Genomic DNA, 24344 nt, shown 5'->3' on the forward strand with positions numbered 1-24344 from the left:
GGGCTTGAGTCTCCGTCACTATGCGGCGCTTAGCCTATGGTCATCAGGCTGGCGTTGCCACCGGCGGCGGCGGTGTTGACCGAGAGGGCGTGCTCGATGAGCAGGCGCTCCAGCGGGATGTCGGTCTCGCCGCGATGCAGGCCGTGCACACCGATGATGGCGCCGTTACGGGCTGCCTGGCGCGCGGCGGCGAGCTTGCTCACCTCCCGCAACTGATCCGAGTCGCCGTGGTGCAGCAGGGCATCGAAGTCCGTCTCCCCCGTGGCCCAGTCAGCCACCAGCGCGATGGGATCCCGCGCCTCGGTCGGCAGGGAAGAGAGCAGGGCGCGTGTCTGGGCATCGTCCGGCAGCAGCACCTGGCTGCCGACCGCCAGACAGGCGGCCAGCTGGGCCAGCAGATCCGCTTTCTCTTCGGCGAGGCAGAGCACCGTCTCCCGGGGCAGCAGGCTGTAGCTGTTGCGCTCGCCGGTGGGGCCGGCCAGCAGCTGGGTACGGCCGCTCTGGGAGAGCGTGGCGTAGCGATCGCACAGGGCGGCGAGAGCCGGATCCTGCTTGCTCGCCCAGTTGCGCAGGGCCAGCAGGGGGGCCTTCGCCTCGGCCTGCAGGGCGCCGGACTCCTGGTTCAGCTGGTTGGCCACCGCCTCCTGGGGACGGGCGCCGAGCAGGCGGTACATGTAGAGCGGGCCGCCCGCCTTGGGGCCGGTGCCGGAGAGCCCTTCGCCGCCGAACGGCTGCACCCCGACCACGGCGCCCACGATGTTGCGGTTCACGTAGAGGTTGCCCACCTTGGCGGTGTTGACCACCTGGGCGATGGTCTCGTCGATCCGGGTATGGACCCCGAGCGTCAGGCCGTAGCCGCTGTCGTTGATCTGGGCGAGCAGCTCGCCGAGTCGGGCGCGGGGGTAGCGCACCAGGTGCAGCACGGGGCCGAACACCTCGCGGCCCAGTTCGTCCAGGCTGTCGAGCTCGATCAGGGTCGGCAGCACGAAGGTGCCGCGGCTGCAGGCCTCCCCCTGGACGCGGGCGATCTGGTGCACCTTGCGCCCCTTGTCGCCCATGGCCTTGATGTGCCGCTCGATGTTGGCCTTGGCCTCGGCGTCGATGACCGGGCCGATATCGGTGGAGAGATGCTCGGGGCTGCCGACCTTGTACTCGGCCATGGCGCCCTTGAGCATGGTGGTGACCCGCTCCGCCACGTCGTCCTGCACGCACAGCACCCGCAGGGCGGAACAGCGCTGGCCGGCGCTGTCGAACGCCGAGGAGATGACGTCCATCACCACCTGCTCGGTGAGGGCGGAGGAGTCGACGATCATGGCGTTCTGGCCGCCGGTCTCGGCGATCAGCGGGATGGTGCGCCCCTGGGCGTCGAGGCGACCGGCCAGGTTGCGGGAGATGATGCCCGCCACCTCGGTGGAGCCGGTGAACATGACCCCGCGGATACGTTCGTCCGCGATCAGCGCCGCCCCCACTGTCTCGCCGCGTCCCGGCAGCAGTTGCACCGCACCGGCGGGCACGCCCGCCTCCAGCAGGATGCGCACCGCTTGTGCCGCGATGAGGGGGGTCTGCTCGGCAGGCTTGGCCAGCACGGTATTGCCGGCGGCCAGCGCCGCGCACACCTGGCCGCTGAAGATGGCGAGCGGGAAGTTCCAGGGGCTGATGCAGACCACGGGGCCGAGCGGCCTGTGGCTGTCGTTGGCGAAGTGGTTGCGCGCCTGGGCGGCGTAGTAGCGCAGGAAGTCCACCGCCTCGCGCACCTCGGCGATGGCATTGCTGAAGGTCTTGCCGGATTCACGTACCAGCAGTCCCATCAGGGGTTGCAGTTCTGACTCCATCAGGTCGGCGGCGCGCTCCAGCACGGCGGCGCGCTCGGCGGGCGGGGTCGATTGCCAGATCTGGCCGCTCGCGAGGGCGCAGGCGAGGGCCTGATCGACCAGATCGGTGGTGGCTTCGCTCACCTGACCGACGATGTCGCGGTGATCCGCCGGGTTGACCACGTGCTGGAACTGGGTCGGCGCCTCGGTGTCGCAACCCAGCATGGGCACGGCCTGATAGGCGGTGTTGGTGCTGGCGAGCAGGGCGGCGGAGAGCGAACCCAGTCGGTGTTCGTTGGCGAGATCCAGGCCGGCGGAGTTCGGGCGGGCTTCGCCGTAGAGATCCCGGGGCAGGGGGATGCGCGGGTGCGGCAGGCCCAGGGCCCCTTCACGGGCGGCCATCTGCTCGATCTGCTGCACCGGATCCTGCACCAGATCCGGGAGGGAGATGCTGTTGTCCGCGATGCGGTTGACGAAGGAGGTGTTGGCCCCGTTCTCCAGCAGGCGGCGCACCAGGTAGGCGAGCAGGGTCTCGTGGCTGCCTACCGGTGCATAGATGCGGCAGGGGCGACCCAGCTTGCCGTCGGCCACCTTGCCGACCACCTGTTCGTACAGGGGTTCACCCATGCCGTGCAGGCACTGGAACTCGTACTGGCCCGGGTAGTAGTTCTGACCGGCGAGCTGGTAAATCGCCGACAACGAATGGGCGTTGTGGGTGGCGAACTGGGGATAGATGGCCTCGGGCACCGCCAGCAGCTTGCGGGCGCAGGCGAGGTAGGAGACGTCCGTGTAGGGCTTGCGGGTATAGACCGGGTAGCCTTCCAGCCCTTCCTGCTGGGCGCGCTTGATCTCGCTGTCCCAGTAGGCGCCCTTCACCAGACGGATCATCAGGCGGTGACGGCTGCGCTTGGCGAGATCGATGACGTAGTCGATCACATAGGGGCAGCGCTTCTGGTAGGCCTGGATGACGAAACCGATGCCGTTCCAGTCGGCGAGGGACGGATCGAAGCAGAGCTTCTCCAGCAGATCGAGGGAGATCTCCAGGCGATCGGCCTCCTCGGCGTCGATGTTGATGCCGATGTCATACTGCCTGGCGAGCTGGGTCAGGCCCAGCAAGGTGGGGTAGAGCTCCTCCATGACGCGATCGTACTGGGCGCGGCTGTAGCGCGGGTGCAGGGCAGAGAGCTTGATGGAGATGCCCGGCCCCTCGTAGATGCCGCGGCCGTGGGAGGCCTTGCCGATGGCGTGGATGGCCTGCTCGTAGGAGGCCAGATAGCGCTTGGCATCCTCTTCGGTCAGGGCCGCTTCCCCCAGCATGTCGTAGGAGTAGCGGAAGCCCTTGGTCTCCATGGCGCCTGCGTTCACCAGCGCCTCGGCGATGGTCTCGCCGGTGACGAACTGTTCACCCATCAGGCGCATCGCCATGTCGACGCCCTTGCGGATGAGCGGCTCACCCCCCTTGCCGATGAGTCCCTTGAGGGAGCTGTTCATGCCCGCCTCGTTGTGGGTGGCAACCAGCTTGCCGGTGATGAGCAGACCCCAGGAGGCCGCGTTGACGAACAATGAGGTGCTCTGGCCCAGGTGCTGGCTCCAGTTGCCGCCGCTTATCTTGTCGCGGATGAGGGCATCCCGGGTCGCCTTGTCGGGGATGCGCAGCAGCGCCTCCGCCAGGCACATCAGGGCCACCCCTTCCTGGGAGGAGAGGGAGAACTCCTGAAGCAGCCCCTGGACCAGGCCCTGACGGCCGCTGGCGCTCTTCTGGTTGCGCAGCTTCTCGGCGATGCCCATGGCGAGCTTCTGGGTCGCGTCAGCCTTCTCCTTGGGCAGACGAGCCTGCTCCAGCAGCATGGGGACGGCTTCGGTCTCGGGACGGCGATAAGCCCCCGTGATGGCGGCCCGCAGCACGGACTGGGGCAGAATGCTCTCGGCAAACTCGAGGAAGACCTGGATGCCCTGCTCGGTCAGGGTCTCGACGGCCTCTTCCCCGGCGGCGGCAGCCAGCCCGGAGTGCTCGGGCGGGGTCAGACCGCGATCCAGTTGCTCCAGATAGGTGAAGATGGCTTGCTTGATCAGCCAGTGGGGAGTGCGATCCAGGGTCTGCGCAGCCTGTTTGAGGCGGTCGCGGGTCGCTTCATCGAGTTTGACGCCGAGGGTGGTAGTGGCCATGGGACTTCCTGTGTCTAGAAGGTAACAATATTACCGGGCGGTTAAATTTCGCCGATGATGGTGCAACCAGGTGCAACCTTCAAGCAAGAAATTTTAATGTATTGGTTACATTGTTGAATTCTTCCATGAATCCGGTCTCCATCAGGCTCCTTTCAAGCCCGCCGCTTGTCCGCTTTTCACAGCATTATTAATGGGTTGGCAATGCATCTTATGAATGCCTATATGAGGTGCAACCCACTGTGAATCGGGTTGCGCTTTTGCGTGTTCGACCGAGCCTGGGCTGTGAGCGCGGCTCCCCCGTGCGCAGAAGGGGGCGGAGCGCCACCTGACAGAGCCCCGTGCTCTTCTATGCTGTTAGCTGGCCACAGGGGCCAGCTATCGGTGACAAGGAGAAACCCATGGCGCGTGTCAGTACCTATCTCAATTTTGCCCGGGAGACGGAGGCTGCCTTCCTCTTCTATCGCGAAGTGTTCGGCGGTGACTTCAGCGGCCCCATCCACAGGTTCAAGGAGTCCCCGGGTTGCCCGGGCCAGCCCCCTTTGTCGGAGGAAGACGGGGAGCTGGTGATGCATGTGGCCCTGCCCATCCTTGGGGGTCACGTGCTGATGGGCACGGATGCTCCGGCCAGCATGGGGTTCACCCTGGTGCAGGGCAACAACAGCTACCTCAACCTGGAGCCGGACAGCCGGGACGAGACCGATCGCCTGTTCGCAGCCCTGGCTGAGGGAGGCCAGGTGGAGATGCCGCTGGCGGAGATGTTCTGGGGTGACTATTTCGGATCCCTGGTGGACAAATTCGGCACCCACTGGATGTTCAACTGCCAGAGCAAGACCTGACGGCAGATCCGCAATGAAAAGGGCGCCATGGCGCCCTTTTCATCTTTGTTGCCCATCACTGTCCCGATTTGCTGTGGCCCGCCACCTGCGCTGGTATGCCCCGGGCATGGGATTGCAGTGCAGTGCGCTGCTTTATGGCGTGTGACCCACCATGTCAGCGGGGATCACCCAGGCATCGAATTGCTCCGCGCTGAGGTGGCCAGAGGCAATGGCCGCCTCCCGCAGGCTGAGCCCCTGATGGTAGGCCCGTTTGGCGATCTCGGCCGCCTTGTCATAGCCGATATGGGGGTTGAGGGCCGTCACCAGCATCAGGGAGCGGGAGAGCAGATCGTCGATCCTGGCCTGGTTCGGGGTGATGCCGACGGCGCAGTGGTCGTGGAAGCTCTGCATGCCGTCCGCCAGCAGCCGCACGCTCTGCAGGACGTTGTAGGCGATCATCGGCCTGAACACGTTGAGCTCGAAGTTGCCGCTGGCACCGCCGATGTTGATGGCCACATCGTTGCCCATCACCTGGGCGCAGAGCATGGTGAGGGCCTCGCTCTGGGTCGGGTTGACCTTGCCGGGCATGATGGAGGATCCGGGCTCATTCTCGGGGATGAGCAGCTCCCCCAGCCCGCTGCGGGGGCCGCTCGCCAGCCAGCGCACGTCGTTGGCGATCTTCATGAGGGAGGCTGCCAGCGTCTTGAGGGCACCGTGGGCGTGAACCTGGGCGTCACTCGCCGCCAGGGCCTCGAACTTGTTGGGGGCGCTCACCAGCGGCAGGCTGGTCTGCTCGGCCAGGGTCCTGGCCACCGCCTCGGCAAAGCCGGGAGGGCAGTTGAGGCCGGTGCCCACGGCGGTGCCGCCGAGCGCCAGCTCGCACAGATGGGGCAGGGCGGCCCGTAGATGACGCTCCCCCTGTTCGAGCTGGGCGACCCAGCCAGAGATCTCCTGGCCCAGGGTGAGGGGAGTGGCATCCTGCAAATGGGTGCGGCCAATCTTGACGATGTGGTCGAAGGCGGCGGCCTTGCCTGCCAGGGTCTGCTTCAGGGCCGCGAGGGCCGGCAGCAACCGCTGCGTGATGGCGGTGACCGCCGCCAGGTTCATGGCGCTCGGGAAGACATCGTTGCTGGACTGGCTCTTGTTTACCTCGTCGTTGGGATGCACCAGCCGCGCTTCCCCCCGGGGGCCGCCGAGCAGTTCGCTGGCCCGGTTTGCCAGCACCTCGTTGAGGTTCATGTTGGTCTGGGTGCCGGAGCCGGTCTGCCACACCATCAGGGGAAACTCGGCGTCGTGCAGGCCGCGCAGGATCTCGTCGGCAGCGGCCATGATGGCCTGGGCCTTGCGGGCGGGGAGCAGCCCCAGGGCGTGGTTGACCCGGGCGCAGGCGGACTTGATGCGGGCCAGGGCATGGATGATCTCCATGGGTTGGCGCTCCCCCGAGATGTTGAAGTGATGCAGGGAGCGCTGGGTCTGGGCTCCCCAGAGCCTGTCCGCCGGGACGGCTATCTCCCCCAGGCTGTCCCGCTCCATCCTGATATCCATGACGTGTCTCCTGCCGTTGAGGTGGTGGCACCCAGCATGAACCCAAACGGCTGCCGGAGCCAGTTGCACATGGATACGCTTTGCATATAATAAGTAAAGCTTACTATATGGGTTGCATATCATGAACAAACAACCGGACACCCTTGGCTTTCTTATCGGCGACGTCCAGCGCCTGATGCGCCGCCAGTTCCAGCAGCAGCTGGAGGGAAGCTGCCTCACCCTGGCCCAGGCAAGAGCCCTGGTGCACATTGCACGCAGCGAGGGCATACGCCAGGTGGATCTCGCCGAGCGGCTGGACATCCAGCCCATCACGCTGGCGCGCCAGCTCGATCAGATGGCCGACAACGGTCTGGTGGAGCGGCGCAACGACCCCAACGACAGGCGTGCCCATCAGCTGTTCCTGACCGAGGGGGCGGAACCCTATCTCGAGAAGATCAAGCAGGCCTCCGCTGTGGTGCATCAGCACGCCATCGGTGAGCTGGGGGAGGCGGGCACCCGCGCCCTCTGCGACGCCCTCAAGACCCTGCGCGACAATCTATCGAAGTATTGATCTCATCTTTATCAGCATTGAATGTGGAGTGTTTCTATGAATGCCGAATCTTCCCCTCCCCAAACGCCGGTGACGAACCGCCGCCGGACCCGTCTGCTTCTGCTGGTGGTGGTACCGGCACTGGCCCTGCTCGGCATAGGTGCCATCTACATGCTGGGTGGCCGTTATGTCGAGACCGACAACGCCTATGTGAAGGCAGACAAGGTCCCCATCAGCACCGAGGTGCTGGGCCGGGTGGCCAAGGTGTTCGTCGAGGAAAACCAGCAGGTCCGGGCCGGCCAGCCGCTGTTCGAGCTGGATCAGGAGTCCTTCCGGGTCGCCGTGGCCAAGGCCGAGGCGGAGCTCGCGAAGGTGCGCACCGATCTGGTGGCGCTGCAGACCAGTTATCGCGGCCAGCAGGCGGAGATCGCCGTGGCACGCACCCGCCATGCCTATGCCCTGAAGGAGGAGCGTCGCCAGGCGGATCTGGTGACCAGGCACTTCACCTCCACCGCCAATTACGACGATGCCCGCCAGCTCACCATACAGACCGCCCAGCAGCAGGTGGCGCTGGAGGAGGGGCTCAAGAAGATTGAAGCCTCCCTCAGCGGGGACGTGAACCTGCCGGTGGAGCAGCAGCCCGCCTATCAGGAGGCCGCGGCCGAGTTGGCCAAGGCCAGGCTGGATCTGGCTCGTACCACCATCTATGCCCCCGCCAACGGCATCGCCAGCCAGCTGCCCAAGCCCGGCCAGTACAGTCTGGTGGGCATGACCGCCATGATGCTGGTGGAGACCGACACCCCCTGGGTGGAGGCGAACTTCACCGAGACGGAGCTGACCCATGTGCAGCCCGGTCAAAAGGTGGACATCAGTGTGGATACCTACCCCGATGCGCACTGGACCGGGGTGGTGGAGAGCCTTAGCCCGGCCACAGGCTCCGAGTTTTCGGTGATCCCGGCCCAGAACGCCACCGGCAACTGGGTCAAGATCGCCCAGCGGGTGGCGGTGCGGATCAAGCTGGATTCGGGAGCGGATCAGCCCACCCTGAGGGCGGGTCTGAGTGCCACTGCCGAGATAGACACCGGCCATCAGCGCACCCTGCCTGGCCTGTCAGGTCGAGGTTGATATGACGAGCGCAGCCACAGGGCAGGCCGACCAGGCTTCCCGTCGCACCTTCATCACCCTGTCGGTGATGGTGGCAACCATCATGCAGGCGCTGGACACCACCATCGCCAACGTCGCCCTCCCCCACATGCAGGGAGCCATGGGGGCGACCCAGGATCAGATCTCCTGGGTGCTCACCTCCTACATAGTGGCGGCCGCCATCTTCATGCCGCTGACCGGTTTCATCTCGGCAAGAATTGGCCGAAAAAGGCTGTTCATGTGGTCGGTGGCGGGCTTTACCGTTGCCTCCATGCTGTGCGGCGCGGCCCAGAGCCTGGATCAGATAGTGCTGTTCCGCCTGCTTCAGGGGATCTTCGGTGCCAGCCTGGTGCCCCTCTCACAGGCGGTGCTGCTGGACACCTACCCGCCGGAGAAGCACGGCTCCGCCATGGCGCTCTGGGGGATAGGGGTCATGGTGGGTCCCATTCTGGGGCCGTCGCTGGGGGGCTGGCTCACCGAGTACTACAACTGGCGCTGGGTCTTCTACATCAATCTGCCGTTCGGCCTGCTGGCCTGGTTCGGGCTTGCCGCCTTCATCGAGGAGACGAAGATCGATGCCAGCCGCCGCTTCGATCTGCTGGGGTTCGCCCTGCTGAGTCTCGGCATCGGGGCGTTGCAGATGGCGCTGGACAGGGGAGAGTCCCAGAACTGGTTCGCCAGCCGGGAGATCGTCATCGAGACCGCCCTGATGGTGATGGCGTTCTACCTCTTCGTGGTGCATATCTTCACCCACCCGCACCCCTACATAGAACCGGCCCTGTTCCGGGATCGCAACTTCAGCGTCGGTCTGCTCTTCATCTTCATCGTCGGCATCATCTTGCTGGCGACCATGACGCTGCTGCCTCCCTTCATGCAGGGGCTGATGGGTTACCCGGTGATCGACGTGGGTTACCTGCTCGCCCCGCGCGGGGTGGGCACCATGGTTGCCATGATGCTGGTGGGCAGGCTGTCGGGCCGGGTGGATGCCCGTTACCTCATCCTGTCAGGGCTGCTGCTCACCAGCTTCTCCATGTGGGAGATGACCCTGTTCAACACGGACATCGGCAGCTGGGACATAGTGCGCACCGGCATCATCCAGGGGCTGGGACTCGGCTTCATCTTCGTGCCCCTCTCCACCATCACCTTTGCGACCCTGGCGCCGCGCTATCGCAACGAGGGGACAGCGCTGTTCAGCCTGGTGCGCAACATCGGCAGCAGCATCGGCATCTCGGTAGTGATCACCTATCTGGCCCAGCGATCCCAGATGAACCACGAGGCGTTCGCCGCCTACATCACCCCGTTCAATGTCAACCTGCATCAGGGCGGGGGCATGGCGGAGCTGATGACGCCGAAGGGGCTGGCCATGATCAACGGCGAGGTGACCCGGCAGGCCAGCCTGCTCGCCTACCTGCAGGATTTTCGCCTGATGATGTGGGTCAGCCTGTGCGCCGTGCCGCTGGTGGTGTTGCTGAGGGCTCCCGGGCGCAGCGGCTCTCGGGAGGAGATGGCCATTCTGGAGTGAATCACGAAGGGGCGAGCAACAAAGAAAGAGGGATGGCGCAGGCCATCCCTCTGTCGTTTGGCAGGATCAGCGTGCCGGCGTGAAGGGGGTGAGCGCTGCCAGAGGCGCAGCGTCCCCGTATTCCCGGATGGGTTCGCCGTGCTTGAAGATCTTGAAGGTCTCGCCCCGGGCGCTCCAGTACTCGATGTGATCGCCGCCGATCTGCAACAGGCTCGCCTCGCGCAGGGCCACCACGGATTCGCTCGGGTTGATGGCGCAGAACTCGGCCAGACGCTCGTCCCGGGTCTCCCCCATGTGGCCGCTGATGCTGGCGTCCAGATAGTGTGGATTGATCTGCACGGGGAAGAGCCCCAGCGCAGGCAGCACGACGGCGCTGCACACAGGCATGTCGTTGGTGGTGCGGATGCTGGGGGTGGCCACGTTGCAGCCGGCGCTCCAGCCCACATAGGGCACGCCCCGCTCGCGCACCGCACGCTGGATGGGGACCACCAGACCATACTCGTGCAGCCGCTGGTTCAGGAGCCAGGTATTGCCGCCGCTGATGAAGATGGCGTCGGCCCGGTTGATGGCATCCACCGGATCGTCGAAGTGATGGATGCTGATGGCGTCCACCCCCAGACTCTCGGTGAGCTCCCGGGCGCGGGCATCCCAGTCGCTGCGGATCACCGCGTAGGGGATGAGCAGGATGCGCTTGACCTGGTTGCGAGCGAGCAGGGTTTGCACCCGGTCGCGGGCCCAGCCGAGCAGGCCGGGGTGTTCTGTGGTTTTACCGTTGCTGAGCAGAAGCAGTTCCATGATGTGTCCTCGAAACAAGGCGCAGGACCCGGGCGATCCTGGTGAAGAGAAGAGGGCACTCTACCGCCATCGAAGCGCCAAATGTGTGATCCCTGCCCGTTTTGTACGGTTGCAGGCCACTCAGGGGTGTTCGCTCACCTGCGCGTAGCGCAGCAGCATCTCGGCGAGGGAGTTCACCGCCAGGCGTTTCATCAGGCTGGCGCGGCACACCTCGACGGTGCGCACCGAAATGCAGAGATCCTGCGCTATCTGCTGGTTCTTGTGGCCCCGGGCGATGAGCTGCAACAACTGGCGTTCGCGCGGGGTGAGGCGCTCAAAGGCGGCCAGTTGGGCGAGGCGGGTGGCCGCCGCCTGCGTCGCCTGCTCGGCCCGCTCGATGGCGGCGAGCAGGGGGGCCAGCTGCACCGGCTTTTGCAAGAAATCCACCGCCCCCAGCTTGAGGGACTCCACCGCCAGCGGCACCTCGCCGTGGCCGGTGAGAAACAGGATGGCGATGGGGCTCTGGGCCGCCTTCAGCCGCTGCTGCACCTCGGGGCCAGAGAGCCCTGGCATGCGGCAGTCGAGAATGAGGCAGGCGGGCTGGTGCAGGTCGACCTCGGCCAGAAAGCGCTCGCCATCGGCAAAGCTGAACAGCTGCCGCTCGTCGCAACTCTCCAGCATGAAGCGCAGGGAGTCGAGCACGGCCTCGTCGTCGTCGACCAGATAGAGCGGGGGCGGGCAGGGGGCGGCATCTCAGTTCCTCGGTGTTGGCTGGTGGGTGGGGGTGGCTGAGGTGTGATCCTCGGGTGGCGGCACGGGCAGGATGACCCGGGCCAGGCAGCCGTGGGGGCTCAGGTTCTCCAGGCTGAACTGGCCGCGATGGCTCTCGACCACCTCCCGGCAGATGGCCAGCCCCAGCCCCATGCCATCGGGCTTGTCGCTGTAAAACGCCTGCTGAAGTTCGGTCGTGGGGACCTTCAGGCCGGCACCGTTGTCACAGATCTCCAGCAACAATCTCTGCGCCTCGAAGGCGATCAGCAGCTCAACCCGGGCAGGCTCCTGTGCCGCTGCTGGCGTAGGAAGGCGAGCCCTCTGCGCCGCACTCTCGGCGCCATTCTTGATGAGGTTGACCAGCAACTGCTCCATCCCGGTGCCGTCCAGAGGTAACGGGCGTGGCTGGCCCCGCCAGTGCAGGGTGAAGGCAACGTCGAGGGGCGCCAGCATCTGCTCCAGCAGGGGGTGCAACTCCGCCACCAGGGTGGGCAGGTCGCAAGGCTCGACGCGGGGAGGGCGCTTTTGCAGCCTGGCTCTGAGCCGGTTGACGGTCTGGGTGATGCGCTGGACCTGGAGTCCTATCTGCTCCAGGGCCTGACGCAGGGAGGCCTGGGCGGCAGCCTGGGCCGGATCCTGTGCCAATTTGTCCAGTCGCAACAAGGCCCCCTGGCTGTAGTTGGCGATGGCGCTGAGGGGCTGATTGATCTCGTGGGCCACGTTGGCGCCCAGCTCGCCCAGTTCGGCGAGCCGTCTGGCCTGTGCCAGCTGGCGTCCCTTCTGCTCGAGCTGGTGGCGGGCTTTGAGCAGCCGGCGCTGGCTGCGGTTGAACAGACGTTGCAGCAGCAGGTGGTGGCCCCCCAGCAGCAGTACCAGCGCCAGGGCGCCCCAGCCCCACTGTTGATGCTGGCGCAGCCAGTGCCAGGCCGCTTGCCACCAGGGGCCCTGCAGCGGGTGGCGATCCAGCGCCTTGAGCAGGCGGTCGATGGCGAGCTCGCTGGTGGGCACTGTCCAGCCCGCCGAATCGGCGGCGATGGCCGCCTCGCTATCAGCGGGCAGGTCAAACAGTGCACGGGTCACCGCCAGCGCCAGCGCGGGGGAGGCCCGCTCTGTCTTGGCGAAGGACCAGTTGGGGTAGAGCCGGGTAGAGCTCTGGCAACCAAAGCCGGCCGGCGCCTGATCGTCCAGCACCCGAAACGCTCCCCTGGCGACCTTGCCTTCCCGCTCCATGCGCTCCAGCTGACACACCGGCACGATGGCGGCGGCCACCTCGCCAGCCGCCAGCCGCTCGATGAGCCGGTCCAGCGGAAAGCCGGTGAACTGCACGGTGGAGAAGAAGCGCTCCAGCCGAACTCCCTGTTCGCCCGCCTCGAAGCGATAGGCGAGGTAGCCGCCGAAGGCGTTCTCCGAGACGGCGGCGACCGCTTGTCCCTCGAGGTCACGCCAGTGTCGGTAGGGGGTCTGGGCAGGCACCACCAGGGCGGCGCCGATGGCTAGGTTGTCCCCCCCGGCCGGACTCTTGAGGGTGGCGAGCCAGGCCAGTGGGTACTGGCGCGCCAGGCTCACCGACTGGCCCGGGTTGGTGATGACGAAATCGAGGTGCTCGCGGGCGACGGCCTCGGCCAGTTCATCGAGCCCCAGCGGATGCAGCAAGAAGCGATGGCCGGGCACGCGCTGTGCCAGCCAGTGCAGCAGCGGTTGCCACTGGGCTCTGGCCAGTGCCGGGCCGCGGGTGGCCAGCACGCCGATGCGTATCGGCTCTGCCATGGTCTGCACCGGCGTGGCCTGGGATGGTGTGGGCTGCTGTTGGGCCAGCGCTGGCACAGAGGGGGTTGGGGCGGCCTGCACCCGCAGCGGCAGGGCTGACAGGGCGAGCCAGAGCAGCAGGCTGAGCAGGGGCAAGGGGACTGGGGCGTGCAGGGGGATCTCCTCTCTATGCAAAGGGGCAGTCTATCACCGGGACGTGCGCTTGCATGCGAACGGGGGCCGGGAGGGGCGGCAAACGCCGCCCCGGTCACAGTTCAGCAGGGCTGGGGCATTTTTTATTGCGCTGGATCAACCCGGCTCCCGGTATGTGGAAAACCACAATAGAGGCGACTTCCCGCGTTGAGGACAATCGGCCCAACCCCTTTCAAGCCAGCTCAGCAGAAGGAAAGACGCCATGGAGCCCAGCAAGCGCCGATTGTTATCCGGGATCGCCGCCCTCACCGCAGGGGCGGCCCTGATCCCCGTCACCCAGGTTCAGGCACAGTCCGTTCCCGCTCCCCGCAACGGGCGGGCGGCCATCAGCCGGGGGGATGGCCGCAAGCGTTACGGCATGCTGATCGACCTGCGCCGCTGCGTCGGCTGTCAGGCCTGCACCGTGGCCTGCACCATCGAAAACCAGCCTCCACTCGGCCAGTTTCGCACCACGGTGAGCCAGTACGAGGTGAGCGACGTGGCCGCCCTCGAGGCTCCCGCCTCCCTCTTGATGCTGCCGAGGCTGTGCAACCACTGCGCCGAGCCCGCCTGCCTCGATGTCTGCCCCACCGGCGCCACCTTCCAGCGCGATGACGGCATCGTCGTGGTCAACAACGACTGGTGCGTCGGCTGCGGCTACTGCGTGCAGGCCTGCCCCTATGATGCCCGCTTCATCAACCACGAGACCAACACCGCCGACAAGTGCATCTTCTGCGCCCATCGGCTGGAGGCGGGGCTCTTGCCCGCCTGCGTGGAGAGCTGTGTCGGCGAGGCGCGCATCATAGGGGATTTGAACGACCCCAAGAGCCGGATAAGCCGCTTGCTGCGCCAACACGAGCCGGCGCTCAAGGTGCTCAAGCCCGAGGCCAATACCCAGCCGCGGGTCTTTTATCTCGGCATGGATGAGGCCTTCGTCAGCAAGGTCGACGGCAATCCGGCCCTGCGCACCCTGCTCACCGACGATGGCAAGGAGATAGCCCATGGTCATTAACGAACTGCTGGCCCCGGCTCAGCCCATCACCTGGCTGCCCTGGGCGGTGCAATATTTCTTCCTCATCGGCCTCGCCTACGGAGCCCTCTGGCTCGGCGCGTTTGAGCTGTGGCGCAAAGCGCCGGACCCGCGGCTGCAGACCCTGGCGGCGGTGCTGATGGTGGCGGCCGGCCTGGTGGCCCCCATTGCCCTGACCGCGGATCTGCACCAGCCGGCCCGGGCCTGGCACTTCTACGCCCAGACGCGCTTTGGCTCCGTCATGTGGTATGGCGCCTATCTGCTGCCGCTGTTCAGCCTGTTCTCCATGCTGCTCGGCTGGCTGCTGCTAAGGCCTGCCCTGGCCCGGCGCGGCGCAGAAGGGGGCAAGATAGCTCGCCTTGCCCGGCTGCTCTGCCTGGGAGACTGGTCAGGGAAATCCTGGCAGAGGCCCCTCTCCCTGCTGGCGGCCCTGAGCGGGCTCAGCATCGCCCTCTACACCGGGCTCGAGACCATGGCGGTGGCGGCGCGCCCGCTCTGGCATACCCCCTGGTTGCCCTGGCTGCTGACCCTGAGCGCGGTGCTGGGGGCCCAGAGTGCCCTGCTGCTGCTCAACCGCTTGCTGGCGGGTTGGCATGCCCAGACCGAGTCGACCCTGCTGCGCCAGAGTGGCTGGACGTTAGGCCTGCTGGCGCTCTCCCTGCTGGGCTGGGCCCTGTTGGGCGGTGCCTCGGCGGCAGAGGCTGCAGCCCTCTATCGGCTCGACCCGAGCTGGCGGCTGGCGGCCCACTGGTTGTTGCTGACCCTGGGGCTGGCCGGCCTGCTGATGCTGTTGCGGCGAAGGATCTCTGCCCGCCTGGCACTCTGGGGGCTGGCGCTGCTGGGGCTGCACCTGGTGTGGGGCCTGCGTTGGCTGGTGCTGATCCAGGGGCAGCTCGCACCCAAATACGGTGCCGGCGTCTACCTCTATGAAATCGCCTGGGGCCCGGCCGGTGTGCTCGGCATTCTCGGCACCTTCAGTCTGCTGCTGGCCCTGCTGGTGGCCCTCTCGGAGCTGGTGCGCCCCTCTGTTTCCTCTGCCATCAAGGCACCCACTCTTTTTGCACGCGAGGCACTCTGATGGATCACAGCAAACGCACGTTTCTCAAGGGCGCCGCCATCGCCGGTGGCACCGGATTGTTTGTCGCCGGTTACAGCGACACCCTCAAGCAGGTGGCGAGTGGCATTGCCACCGGCAGCTCGGGCCACCCGACCCGGGATCCCATCCATGGCAACTCGCTGGCCGTGGAGTACCGGGTTGACGAGCGGGGGGAGCTGCACCCCAACCCGGCCCAGCGGGTTGCCAACACCATGTGCCTCGGCTGCTGGACCCTGTGCGGAGTGCGGGCCCGCATCGACAACGAGCGCGACCAGATAGTGCGGATCCTGGGCAACCCCTATCACCCCCTCTCCGCCCGCCACCACATCGACTTCAAGACCCCGGTCAAGCAGGCGCTGCTCGCAACCAGTGGCTACCAGGAAGGGGGGCTGGACGGGCGCTCCACCGCCTGCGCCCGGGGCAACGCCATGCTGGAGCAGCTCGACAGCCCGCAGCGGGTCACCCGTTGTCTCAAGCGGGTGGGGCCCCGTGGCAGCGGTCGCTGGCAGAGCATCCCCTTCGAGCAGCTGGTGGCCGAGGTGGTGGAGGGGGGTGATCTGTTCGGCGAGGGCCAGGTTGAGGGGCTGCGGGCCATTCGCAACCTCGTCGAGCCGCTCGACCCGGCCAACCCGGAGTACGGCCCCAGGGCCAACCAGCTACTGGTGAGCAACGCCTCGGACGAGGGGCGGGATCACTTCATCAAGCGCTTCACCTTCAACAGCTTCGGCACCCGCAACTTTGCCAATCACGGCGCTTATTGCGGCCTGTCGTTCCGGGTCGGGGCCGGCGCCCTGCTGGACGATCTGGAGAAGAACGCCCACCTCAAACCGGACTGGGACGAGAGCGACTTCCTGCTGTTCATGGGCACCTCGCCCCAGCAATCGGGCAACCCCTTCAAGCGCCAGTCCCGTCAGCTGGCGGCAAACCGGGCGCGACCGGGCAAGCCGTTCTCCTACGTGGTGGTGGCCCCCAGCCTGCCGAACACGGTGAACATGCCCTCCGCCCCGGCCAACCGCTGGCTGCCCATCCGCCCCGCCACCGACTCGGCGCTGGCCATGGCCATGCTGCGCTGGATCATCGACAACCAGCGTTTCGCCGAGTCCTTTCTGGCAGCCCCCCATGCCGCTGCCGCCGAGCGGGTCGGCTATCGCGGTTTTTGCAACGCCAGCCACCTGGTGCTCTGCGACGAGTCCCACCCGCGCTTCGGTCAGATGCTGCGGGCCAGCGATCTCGGTTTGCCCTTTGAGGGGGAAGCCTACGGGGAGGGGGACGCCATGCTGGTAGAGGAGGCGAGCAGCGGCGAGCCGAGACCCGCCGGCCAGTGTGAGCGGGCCAACCTCTGGGTGGATCGCACCATTCAGGGCCCCAAGGGGAAGTTCATGGTCAAGAGCAGCTTCCAGCTGCTGGCCGAGGCGTGCCGGGAGCACACTCTCGCGCAATACAGCGCAGAGTGCGCCGTGCCGGTGAGCGATATCGAGGCGCTGGCGCGGGAGTTCACCAGCCACGGCACCCGGGCGGCAGTGGTCTCCCACGGCGGCACCATGAGCGCCAACGGCTTCTACTCGGCCTGGGCCATCATGATGCTCAACGTCATGATTGGGAACTTGAACGCCCGGGGCGGCGCCGTGGCGAGCGGCGGCAAGTTCGATCCCTTCGGGGCGGGGCCGCGCTACGATCTGGCGAGCTTCCCCGGCATGGTCAAGCCCGCCGGGGTCTTCCTGTCGCGATCCAAGTTCCCCTACGAGAAAACTTCCGAATATCGGCGCAAGCGCGAGGCGGGCCAGAACCCCTATCCGGCGCGGGAGCCCTGGTTCCCCATCTCCGGCCCTCTGCTCGGCGAACACCTGACCGCGGCGGTGAACGGTTACCCCTACCGGCTCAAGGCCTGGATCAATCACATGGGCAACCCCCTCTACGGCCAAGCCGGGCTCAGCAAGGCCATAGGCGAAGAGCTCAAGGACCCTGCCGTGCTGCCCCTTGTGGTCAGCATCGACAGCTTCATCAACGAGTCGTCGGCGCTGTCGGACTACCTGGTGCCGGACACCCTCACCTACGAGTCCTGGGGTTGGGCCACCGCCTGGCACGGGGTGATGACCAAGGTCTCCACAGGCCGCTGGCCTATCGTGGAGCCCCGTGTCGCCAAGACCGCCGAGGGAGATCCGGTCTGCATGGAGTCTTTCTTTATCGCGGTGGCCAAACGGCTGGGGCTGCCGGGTTTTGGCGAGGGGGCGCTCAAAGGGGCGGATGGCAAGCTGCATGCCCTGCATAAGGCGGCGGACTTCTCCCTCTACGGGGCGGCCAACGTCGCCTATCTCGGCGAGCCGGTGCCTCCTATCGGGCCTGAGGATCTCGCCTGGTCCGGGGTGGAACGGATCCTGCCGGTGCTGAATGCCACCCTGAGTGCGGAGGAGGCGGGCCGCGCCGCCTATCTCTTCGCCCGTGGCGGGCGCTTCGAGCCGGCGGCCAAGGGGCGCGACGAAGCGGGTCAACCGAGCAAGCGCTGGCCCAAGCCGCTGATGGTGTGGAACCCCGAGGTGGGCAGCCGCCGCCACAGCCAGAGCGGGCAGTTCCTGAGTGGTACCCCGCGCTTCTTCCGCCCCCAGCTGGCGGACGGCACGCCGCTCAATGAGGCGTTCAAGCCGGCCCAGTGGCCGCTGCTGCTCACCAGCTACAAGTCCCACACCATGAGCTCCATGAGCATCGGCTCGGATCGCCTGCGCCAGGTGAACCCCAGCAACCGGGTGCGGCTCAATGTGCAGACGGCGGCGCAGCTGGGCATCGAGAGCGGGGACAGGGTACGGGTCAGCACCCCGGATGGCAGCGTGATCGGGGTGGCCGAGTGCGTGGCCGGGGTGCAGGCCGATGCCATCGCCATCGAGCACGGTTTCGGCCACAAGGAGCTGGGGGCGCGGGAACACTGGATAGACGGCCAGAAAGTGGTCGCCAATCCGCTGCGCGGAGCCGGGGTCAACCTCAACGATCTGGCGGTGCTGGATCCCAGCCGCCATGGCCGCTATCCCCTGGTGGACTGGGCCATCGGCTCGTCGGCCCGCCAGGGGTTGCCGGCCCGGGTGGAGAAGCTGGTATGACAAACCAATGAAAACGGGGCCTGCGGGCCCCGTTGCTTGTCTGCTCTGCGTCACTGTCACAGTGTGACGTCGACCCACACCAGGCGGTGATCCGAGCTGACTCCCTTGGCGATGCCCAGCTTGGGGTCATACACCAGGTGGTAGCCAGGTTCGAAGCTGGCCGGCCAGAACACGCCGGAGGCGACCGCGTTCAGGTTGGCGGAGGGGAGCACGTGGTCGAGCTGCAGGCCGCTGCTGCTGGTAATGCGCTCCGGGGTGGGGCGGTTGTTGTTGCGCTTGCACTGATCCGGCTGGCTGGCGAGGCACTCGGGGCCGCCCTGGCTGATCGGGATCAGGGCGCCGTTGGTGACGGTCTGGTTGACCAGCACATGGTTGTGCAGATCCTGAATGGCGGTGAGATCCCCATCGCCAATCTGGGGGTCGGCGTTGAGATCGCCGGCGATGACGAACCTGGCGCCCGCGGGCAGGCCACCGGCCTTGCCGGCGTCATCCACCATGTAGCTGGCGGTCTCTACATAGTCCTGCCAGAAGGCGACTTCGGCCCGGTTGTGCTTGACGTTGTGGCGCGCCGCGTTGCCGAAGATGGGCGGAGTCGGGTGGGAGATGAGGAAGTGGATCACCTCCTCCTTGTTGCCACGCTTGATGCGCACCGGCACGTCGGCGTGGTTCTTGGACGAGAGCGGGAAGGCCTGCCAGGCGGCGTCGTCATACCAGGCATCGCCGCATTGGCGGCCGGCCGGGATCGGCGCCTTGGCATTGTTGCAGTCGTCGATGACGGGATTCACTTCGCCCGGCATCTCCTTCCACTTGAATCTCTGGAAGGTGCGGATCTGCTTGGTATCGATGGGGTACTGGGACATCACGGCGAAGGCGTACTGACCGTGATAGCTGCCAAAGCCCCAGGCGTCGTCCGGCCCGTTGTTGACCTTGCCGTCCAGGTTGAGGTCATGGCCGCTCATCAGACCGGTGTTGGTGGCGAAGTTCTGCAGCACCGGGTAGCTGATGGCGGCCACCTCGTCGTGCTGGGCGTGGGCCAGGTAGTTGTCGTTGAAGGCTTTGAGGTCCGTGGTGTCGCGGCCCTTGCCGTCATTGTCGAATTCGCTCAGCAGCAACACGTCCGGCCGGGTGCGCTGGATGATTTCGGCGATGTTGCGGATCTGCTGCACGTCGAGGGCCCTGGTCTTCTCGGCGCCGCTCAAGGTGCCGTCGGCGAGGCGGGCCAGCAGGGCATCCTGCTCGGTACGACTGAGGGCCAGTTCACCGGCGAGCATGCCGGCGGCGGTACGGTCGAAGGCGAGATTGAAGGTGGCAAAGCGAACCATGGCGGACCTCGGCGTCAGTGTGGCCGGGACAGCCTGCCATCTTTGGCAGGAAAATGGCAGCACCTTGCCGGATTTCATGGGAAAGGTGCCCGGGTTTCCCCCGTGACACGCAAGCGCTCGGCTCAGGCCCAGCGGGAGAGAGGGGAGGGAATGGCGTAGGCGTAGCCCTGCTGATAGTCGCAGCCCAGCCGGTTCGCCACCTCGATATGGGCCTGGGTCTCCACCCCCTCGCACACCACGGACATGCCGAGTCGTTGCAGGTATTTCACCAGACCCGTCAGCATGTTGAGGGCGTGGGTGCTGCGCGCAGCCTGAAGCAGCAGGGAGCGATCCAGCTTGACGATCTCGTAGGGAAGCATCATCAGGCGCTGGAAATTGCACGCCAGGGAGCCGAAGTCATCACAGGCGATGTGGGCGCCATGGGCCCGCAACACCTCGATCATCTCCCTGTGCTGGTGTTTGATCCTGACGTGTTCCAGCACCTCGAACCAGATGTCTATCCCCAGCTTGCGGGCCTGGAGCAGCACCAGCAACAGCAGATTGCGGTAGGTGGGGCTGGAGAGCGCCGGATTGAGGTTGATGGAGAGTGCATAGGGGCCTTTTTGGGCGAGCACGGGCAGATCGCGCATGATGGCCCTGAGCATGACGATATCCAGGTGCAGGGCATCATCCTCGCCGAGGGCGGCAAAATCGATGCTCTGATAACCCTAGCTGCCGGCATCCCTGCGTCTGGCCAGCACCTCATACCCCTTGACCTGACGATCCTGGCCGATGATGGGCTGGTAAAAGGGGACGACGATATCCGCCATGCTGACCATGGCACTCACGGGATACTCTTCTTTGAACGCAAACATGGCTCTCACCTGACGGGAACATGGCTGCGCATCATACAGGGAGGGTCTAAAGGGAGGCTGTAGGAAGAGTCTGATAATGGGCGTGGGCAGGAAGGAGGGGGTCAGGGAAGGGCATGGCCCTGTGCAGGTGCGGCGCCAGCCAGGGGGGCTGCGTGCATGGCCTGGGCAAGCCAGGACCAGTCGAGCATGGGGGAGCCCGCCTTGAAGCGCTGATAGGCGCATCCCTGACGGATGGTCAGGAAGAGGGTGCTCGGCAGGCCGAGGCGGTTGAGGTAGCGCACCATCACGTCTCCCTGGTAATCCCGCAGCCGCAGTTGCAGCTCGGGCAGTGTTAGCCCGTGCTCGCGACCCGTTTCATCCCAGATTTCAAACATCTGTGTGCACTCCTTGCGACATGAGGCTCTACTGTTTCTAAAAAGTGCGGGAAGGGCAATTGTCAGATCTGACAGCGCCATGTGGATTCTATCCAGAAAAGCGAAAACCCGGCGCGAGGCCGGGTTGTCTGAAGGATGGTGGAGGGAGAAGGATTCGAACCTTCGAAGGCAGAGCCGTCAGATTTACAGTCTGATCCCTTTGGCCGCTCGGGAACCCCTCCACAGGGGCATTGCATATTGTGTTCAGGAAGATGGTGGAGGGAGAAGGATTCGAACCTTCGAAGGCAGAGCCGTCAGATTTACAGTCTGATCCCTTTGGCCGCTCGGGAACCCCTCCCCAAGTGCGAGGCCGCATACTACCAGATCCGGCAAGGTTGTGAACCCCTTGGCCGCATTCTGACGACAAAAAAGTGTCAAGTGGTCATTTTTTGATATGTTTCGCTCAAAATTCACACTTTTCAATGACTTTTATGTCGCTGCCGAAACGGCGAGGGGGCGTAGGGGGCTGGCAGCCAGGAGCCTCGGGCTCCTGGCGGATCATGGGGAGCGGGCGCTCGCTCAGGCGTCGGCGGGGCGGGCCTGCTGGCAACCCTGCACCGCATGGGCGATGAGTTCGAGGGCGCTCTGCTCGCAGGGGGGCAGCACCTCGTCGCAACTCGCGATCGGGGTGACGCGATCTCCCCATTTGATGAGGGCGGCGCCCCAGGTTAGCCCGGCCCCGAAGGCGGCGGTCAGCAGGTAGCTGTTCGGCTTGACCCGACCCTGCTCCAGCGCCTCGCACAGGGCGATGGGCACAGTGGCGGCGGAGGTGTTGCCGTACTGCTCTATGTTGACCATCACCTTCTCCATGGGGGCGTTCATCCGCTTGGCCAGGGTCTCGATGATGCGCACGTTCGCCTGGTGCGGCACGATGAGATCGACCTGCTCGGGGGCGATGCCGGCCTGGGCCAGCACGGCGCCGGTGGCCTCGCCCATGCCGCGCACGGCACGCTTGAAGATCTCCTGCCCCTCGAAGTTGAAGGTGAAGAGGCCGTCGATGTCGGCAAAGCGCACCCGATCGGTGCCGAAGTTCGGCACGTGCAGTATCTCCCGCGCCTCGCTGTCACAACCGAGCTTGCTGGCAATCAGGCCGCTCTCCTGCTCGCTCGCCTCTATGATGACGGCACCGGCGCCGTCGCCAAACAGCACGGCGGTGTCGCGCTTGGCCCAGTCCAGCAACTGGGTCAGCCGCTCGGCGCCGATCACCAGCACCCTTTGCATCATGCCGGTCTGCACCAGGGAGGTGGCGACGGAGAGGGCATAGACGAAGCCGGTGCAGGCGGCGTTGAGGTCGAACACCGCCGCCTTGTGGGCGCCGAGGGCCTGCTGCACGGCGGAGGCGCCATTGGGGACCAGCGTGCCCGGTGTGGCGGTCGCGAGGATAATGCCATCGAGGGCGGCGGCGTCCAGACCTGCGCACGCCAGGGCGCGACGGGCGGCCAGGGTGGCGAGCGCCTGGGTGCTGACATGGGAGACCCGGCGGGCCTTGATGCCGGTGCGCGGGTAGATCCACTCGTCCGAGGTATCCATGATGGTGCCGAGGTCATCGTTGGTCAGCGAGGCGGGGGGCAGGCATTTTCCCCACCCGGTGATAGTGGCGTATGTCATCTTGTCGTCGCTTGTCGTGATGGCCGCCCTGGGGCGGAAAGTGGCGAAATTATGCCGCACGGGGCGTTCACTGTCATCCTGCGGTCCTCCCAGTGTAAGGGGAGTGGCGGGAGCAAGACCGTGATTTTGCTTAAATTTCCGCTTCTCCTTGCCGTAAGATGAAGGCCCGATCCCGGCGACCCCTTCCCGAGGTGACTCCTGTGCACAAAGCGAATCTCAATCTCTTGCCCACCCTCAAGGTGCTGCTGGAGACCCGCAATATCAGCCGGGCGGCGGAGCTGCTGAACCTTAGCCAGCCCTCCATCAGCAAGCAGCTCGGCCAGCTTCGCAGCGAGTTTGGCGACGAGCTGCTGGTGCGGGAAGGGCAGCGCTGGCTGCTGACCCCGCGAGCCGAGGCCCTGGCGGCCCAGCTTGCCGATTCCCTCGGTGCCCTGGAGCGGCTCTACGAGGCGCCTGAATTTGCCCCCGAGCGCTGCGAGCGGGTGTTTCGGCTCGCCTCCTCCGACTACGTGGCCCAGCACATCCTGCCGGACATCTGTGCGGCCCTGGCGAGGGCCGCCCCCCGGGCGGCGCTGGAGTACAGCCTGTGGGACAAGCGCCAGTTGCCCCAGCTCTGGCAATCGGAGCTGGACATGGTCTCCACCATCACGGAGCTGGTGCCGGACCAGATCCGTGGCCTGCATCAGGGGGAGGACAGGCTGGTGGTGCTGATGGGGCGCCATCACCCGCTCTCTGGCATGGCGCTCAGCCTGGAGGATTACCTCGCCTGGCCCCACCTGCAGGTGAGCGGGGGCGGGGACAAGGACAGCCCGGTGGAGCAGGTGCTGGCCCCCCGCGGGCTCTCCCGCCGCTGGTTTGCCCGGGTGCCCTTCTTCCAGGCAGCGGTGGAGGTGCTGCTGCGCACAGACTGTCTGATGACCACCCCGGCCCATATCGCCTGGCAGCTCTCCCGGGAACATGCCCTGAGTTTTTGCGATCTCCCCTTCGCCACCCGGGTCCAGCAGTATCATCTGCTGTGGCACCAGCGCCACCACCTGGATCCGGCTCACCGCTGGTTTCGCGAGCTGGCCTATCCCTTCCTGCGGGATCACCTGCAATTCACCTTGGGGGAGAGTCGCAAGCAGTTGGCAGGAGGGTCGCAGGCGAGCCGCTGATGGCAGCGGGTTGTGCCACTCTATAGCCACTGGCTATGGACTCTATTCATAACTTTCACTTCTGGCATAGCGAGCCACCCCCTACCCTGATCCCGGGTGACAACAATCGACACGAAGGAAGAGAAGGTATGGAGCTGACGAGTTGGCTGGCGCTGGCCGCCATTTGCGTGATGGGGGCCATCAGCCCGGGGCCGAGCCTGGCACTGATCATCCGCAATACGGTGCAGGGAGGGCAGGGCCACGGGGTTGCCACGGCGCTGGGACATGGCCTGGGAGTCGGCATCTATGCGCTGATCACGGCCCTCGGCCTCGCCATCCTGATCACCCAGACCCCGCTGCTGTTCGATCTCATCCGCTACGGCGGCGCGGCGTTCCTCGCCTGGCTCGGGATCAAGGCGTTGCTGGCCAGGCCCGCAGGGGGTGAGGCAGGCAAGGAGGATGGGCACCCGCCACGGGGACGTCAGGGGGCGTTCGAGGGCTTTATGGTGGCCTTCTTGAACCCCCAGCTCGCCATCTTCTTTATCGCCCTGTTCAGCCAGTTCGTGCACGCCGACACCGGCTGGCGTGAGGGGGGCATCATGATGCTGACCGCAGGCGGCATCGATGCGCTCTGGTATGTGCTGGTGGCCCTGGTGCTCTCTCGCGGGCCCGTACTCGCCTGGCTCAAGGCCAAATCCACCGTGATCGACAAGGTGAGCGGCCTGGTGCTGCTGGGGCTGGCCCTCAAGGTCGTGATCTAGCTCCGCGTCGGGTGCCTGCGTAGT

16 protein-coding genes, 2 tRNA genes and 2 pseudogenes are annotated in these 24344 nt (G+C 65.9%); 9 read left to right on the forward strand and 11 right to left on the reverse strand.

Annotated elements, in window-relative coordinates:
- Nucleotides 1-29: 29 nt before the first annotated feature.
- Nucleotides 30-3977, reverse strand: coding sequence for a trifunctional transcriptional regulator/proline dehydrogenase/L-glutamate gamma-semialdehyde dehydrogenase (gene putA / locus ACPW74_RS02215; RefSeq protein ID WP_425858533.1), 3948 nt, complete (start codon nt 3975-3977; stop codon nt 30-32).
- Nucleotides 3978-4375: 398 nt separating this feature from the next.
- On the opposite strand from putA, the gene ACPW74_RS02220 reads away from it, so the two are divergent.
- The gene (locus tag ACPW74_RS02220) at nt 4376-4813 is read left to right on the forward strand and encodes a VOC family protein (RefSeq protein ID WP_425858534.1); all 438 of its coding nucleotides are present in this window, start codon (nt 4376-4378) and stop codon (nt 4811-4813) included.
- A 132-nt stretch (nt 4814-4945) separates the two neighbouring features.
- On the opposite strand, the gene fumC is transcribed toward ACPW74_RS02220, so the two are convergent.
- Nucleotides 4946-6337 (reverse strand): class II fumarate hydratase, encoded by a 1392-nt coding sequence (gene fumC / locus ACPW74_RS02225; protein WP_425858535.1) that lies wholly within the window; start codon nt 6335-6337, stop codon nt 4946-4948.
- Nucleotides 6338-6458: 121 nt separating this feature from the next.
- Here fumC and ACPW74_RS02230 point away from each other — a divergent pair, with 121 nt between their 5' ends.
- From ACPW74_RS02230 to ACPW74_RS02240, 3 genes are read left to right on the forward strand one after another with little or no spacing between them, the layout of a single operon-like run.
- Nucleotides 6459-6887 carry a MarR family winged helix-turn-helix transcriptional regulator gene (locus ACPW74_RS02230; RefSeq protein ID WP_039040059.1) on the forward strand — a complete coding sequence of 143 codons (429 nt, stop codon included), beginning with the start codon at nt 6459-6461 and terminating at the stop codon, nt 6885-6887.
- Nucleotides 6888-6923: 36 nt separating this feature from the next.
- Nucleotides 6924-7991 carry an efflux RND transporter periplasmic adaptor subunit gene (locus ACPW74_RS02235; protein WP_425858536.1) on the forward strand — a complete coding sequence of 356 codons (1068 nt, stop codon included), beginning with the start codon at nt 6924-6926 and terminating at the stop codon, nt 7989-7991.
- Between the two features lies 1 nt (nt 7992).
- The gene (locus ACPW74_RS02240) at nt 7993-9531 is read left to right on the forward strand and encodes a DHA2 family efflux MFS transporter permease subunit (RefSeq protein ID WP_103858720.1); all 1539 of its coding nucleotides are present in this window, start codon (nt 7993-7995) and stop codon (nt 9529-9531) included.
- 66 nt (nt 9532-9597) lie between these two features.
- Here ACPW74_RS02240 and pepE read toward each other — a convergent pair whose 3' ends face one another.
- The 3 genes from pepE to ACPW74_RS02255 form a co-directional block, all read right to left on the reverse strand.
- Nucleotides 9598-10326, reverse strand: a complete 729-nt coding sequence (gene pepE, locus ACPW74_RS02245) for a dipeptidase PepE (protein ID WP_048208247.1) — start codon at nt 10324-10326, stop codon at nt 9598-9600.
- A gap of 120 nt (nt 10327-10446) precedes the next feature.
- Nucleotides 10447-11007, reverse strand: a complete 561-nt coding sequence (locus ACPW74_RS02250) for a response regulator transcription factor (RefSeq protein ID WP_425858537.1) — start codon at nt 11005-11007, stop codon at nt 10447-10449.
- A 51-nt stretch (nt 11008-11058) separates the two neighbouring features.
- On the reverse strand, nt 11059-12978 hold the full coding sequence (locus tag ACPW74_RS02255; RefSeq protein ID WP_425859173.1) for a sensor histidine kinase: 1920 nt from the start codon (nt 12976-12978) through the stop codon (nt 11059-11061).
- 259 nt (nt 12979-13237) lie between these two features.
- On the opposite strand from ACPW74_RS02255, the gene dsrO reads away from it, so the two are divergent.
- Genes dsrO through ACPW74_RS02270 form a run of 3 tightly spaced genes read left to right on the forward strand, consistent with a single transcriptional unit; the run spans nt 13238 to nt 18229 of the window.
- Complete coding sequence (dsrO, locus tag ACPW74_RS02260; protein ID WP_266140119.1) at nt 13238-14026, forward strand: sulfate reduction electron transfer complex DsrMKJOP subunit DsrO; 789 nt, start codon at nt 13238-13240, stop codon at nt 14024-14026.
- Nucleotides 14016-15122, forward strand: a complete 1107-nt coding sequence (gene nrfD / locus ACPW74_RS02265) for an NrfD/PsrC family molybdoenzyme membrane anchor subunit (protein WP_254231710.1) — start codon at nt 14016-14018, stop codon at nt 15120-15122. Before dsrO ends, nrfD begins: the two co-directional genes overlap by 11 nt.
- Complete coding sequence (locus ACPW74_RS02270; protein WP_201890680.1) at nt 15122-18229, forward strand: tetrathionate reductase subunit A; 3108 nt, start codon at nt 15122-15124, stop codon at nt 18227-18229. The genes nrfD and ACPW74_RS02270 overlap by 1 nt, the downstream gene beginning before the upstream one ends.
- Before the next feature lie 56 nt (nt 18230-18285).
- On the opposite strand, the pseudogene ACPW74_RS02275 reads toward ACPW74_RS02270, so the two are convergent.
- The 6 genes and pseudogenes from ACPW74_RS02275 to ACPW74_RS02300 form a co-directional block, all read right to left on the reverse strand.
- Nucleotides 18286-19591: pseudogene (locus ACPW74_RS02275) on the reverse strand (endonuclease/exonuclease/phosphatase family protein).
- An 82-nt stretch (nt 19592-19673) separates the two neighbouring features.
- Nucleotides 19674-20405, reverse strand: a pseudogene (locus tag ACPW74_RS02280) (EAL domain-containing protein).
- Nucleotides 20406-20506: 101 nt separating this feature from the next.
- Nucleotides 20507-20779 (reverse strand): hypothetical protein, encoded by a 273-nt coding sequence (locus ACPW74_RS02285; protein WP_010673275.1) that lies wholly within the window; start codon nt 20777-20779, stop codon nt 20507-20509.
- A 136-nt stretch (nt 20780-20915) separates the two neighbouring features.
- Nucleotides 20916-21000, reverse strand: a tRNA-Tyr gene (locus ACPW74_RS02290).
- A 31-nt stretch (nt 21001-21031) separates the two neighbouring features.
- Nucleotides 21032-21116, reverse strand: a tRNA-Tyr gene (locus ACPW74_RS02295).
- Between the two features lie 221 nt (nt 21117-21337).
- Nucleotides 21338-22426, reverse strand: a complete 1089-nt coding sequence (locus tag ACPW74_RS02300) for a ketoacyl-ACP synthase III (protein WP_201890683.1) — start codon at nt 22424-22426, stop codon at nt 21338-21340.
- A gap of 200 nt (nt 22427-22626) precedes the next feature.
- Here ACPW74_RS02300 and ACPW74_RS02305 point away from each other — a divergent pair, with 200 nt between their 5' ends.
- Together ACPW74_RS02305 and ACPW74_RS02310 are read left to right on the forward strand one after the other, a co-directional pair.
- Nucleotides 22627-23580, forward strand: coding sequence for a LysR family transcriptional regulator (locus ACPW74_RS02305; protein WP_041211218.1), 954 nt, complete (start codon nt 22627-22629; stop codon nt 23578-23580).
- A 128-nt stretch (nt 23581-23708) separates the two neighbouring features.
- On the forward strand, nt 23709-24320 hold the full coding sequence (locus ACPW74_RS02310; protein WP_042017735.1) for a LysE family translocator: 612 nt from the start codon (nt 23709-23711) through the stop codon (nt 24318-24320).
- Nucleotides 24321-24344: the final 24 nt, after the last annotated feature.

This window comes from Aeromonas sp. INTO2, assembly GCF_049860605.1.
Taxonomy (GTDB): domain Bacteria; phylum Pseudomonadota; class Gammaproteobacteria; order Enterobacterales; family Aeromonadaceae; genus Aeromonas; species Aeromonas caviae.

Bases quoted from the DNA above. Each gene is read 5' to 3' on its own strand.
- ACPW74_RS02270 (WP_201890680.1), top strand. From the start codon at position 15,122: ATGGATCACAGCAAACGCACGTTTCTCAAGGGCGCCGCCATCGCCGGT.
- fumC (WP_425858535.1), bottom strand. From the start codon at position 6,337: ATGGATATCAGGATGGAGCGGGACAGCCTGGGGGAGATAGCCGTCCCG.
- ACPW74_RS02220 (WP_425858534.1), top strand. From the start codon at position 4,376: ATGGCGCGTGTCAGTACCTATCTCAATTTTGCCCGGGAGACGGAGGCT.
- ACPW74_RS02230 (WP_039040059.1), top strand. From the start codon at position 6,459: ATGAACAAACAACCGGACACCCTTGGCTTTCTTATCGGCGACGTCCAG.
- ACPW74_RS02240 (WP_103858720.1), top strand. From the start codon at position 7,993: ATGACGAGCGCAGCCACAGGGCAGGCCGACCAGGCTTCCCGTCGCACC.
- ACPW74_RS02300 (WP_201890683.1), bottom strand. From the start codon at position 22,426: ATGACATACGCCACTATCACCGGGTGGGGAAAATGCCTGCCCCCCGCC.
- ACPW74_RS02285 (WP_010673275.1), bottom strand. From the start codon at position 20,779: ATGTTTGAAATCTGGGATGAAACGGGTCGCGAGCACGGGCTAACACTG.
- nrfD (WP_254231710.1), top strand. From the start codon at position 14,016: ATGGTCATTAACGAACTGCTGGCCCCGGCTCAGCCCATCACCTGGCTG.
- dsrO (WP_266140119.1), top strand. From the start codon at position 13,238: ATGGAGCCCAGCAAGCGCCGATTGTTATCCGGGATCGCCGCCCTCACC.
- putA (WP_425858533.1), bottom strand. From the start codon at position 3,977: ATGGCCACTACCACCCTCGGCGTCAAACTCGATGAAGCGACCCGCGAC.
- ACPW74_RS02310 (WP_042017735.1), top strand. From the start codon at position 23,709: ATGGAGCTGACGAGTTGGCTGGCGCTGGCCGCCATTTGCGTGATGGGG.
- pepE (WP_048208247.1), bottom strand. From the start codon at position 10,326: ATGGAACTGCTTCTGCTCAGCAACGGTAAAACCACAGAACACCCCGGC.
- ACPW74_RS02235 (WP_425858536.1), top strand. From the start codon at position 6,924: ATGAATGCCGAATCTTCCCCTCCCCAAACGCCGGTGACGAACCGCCGC.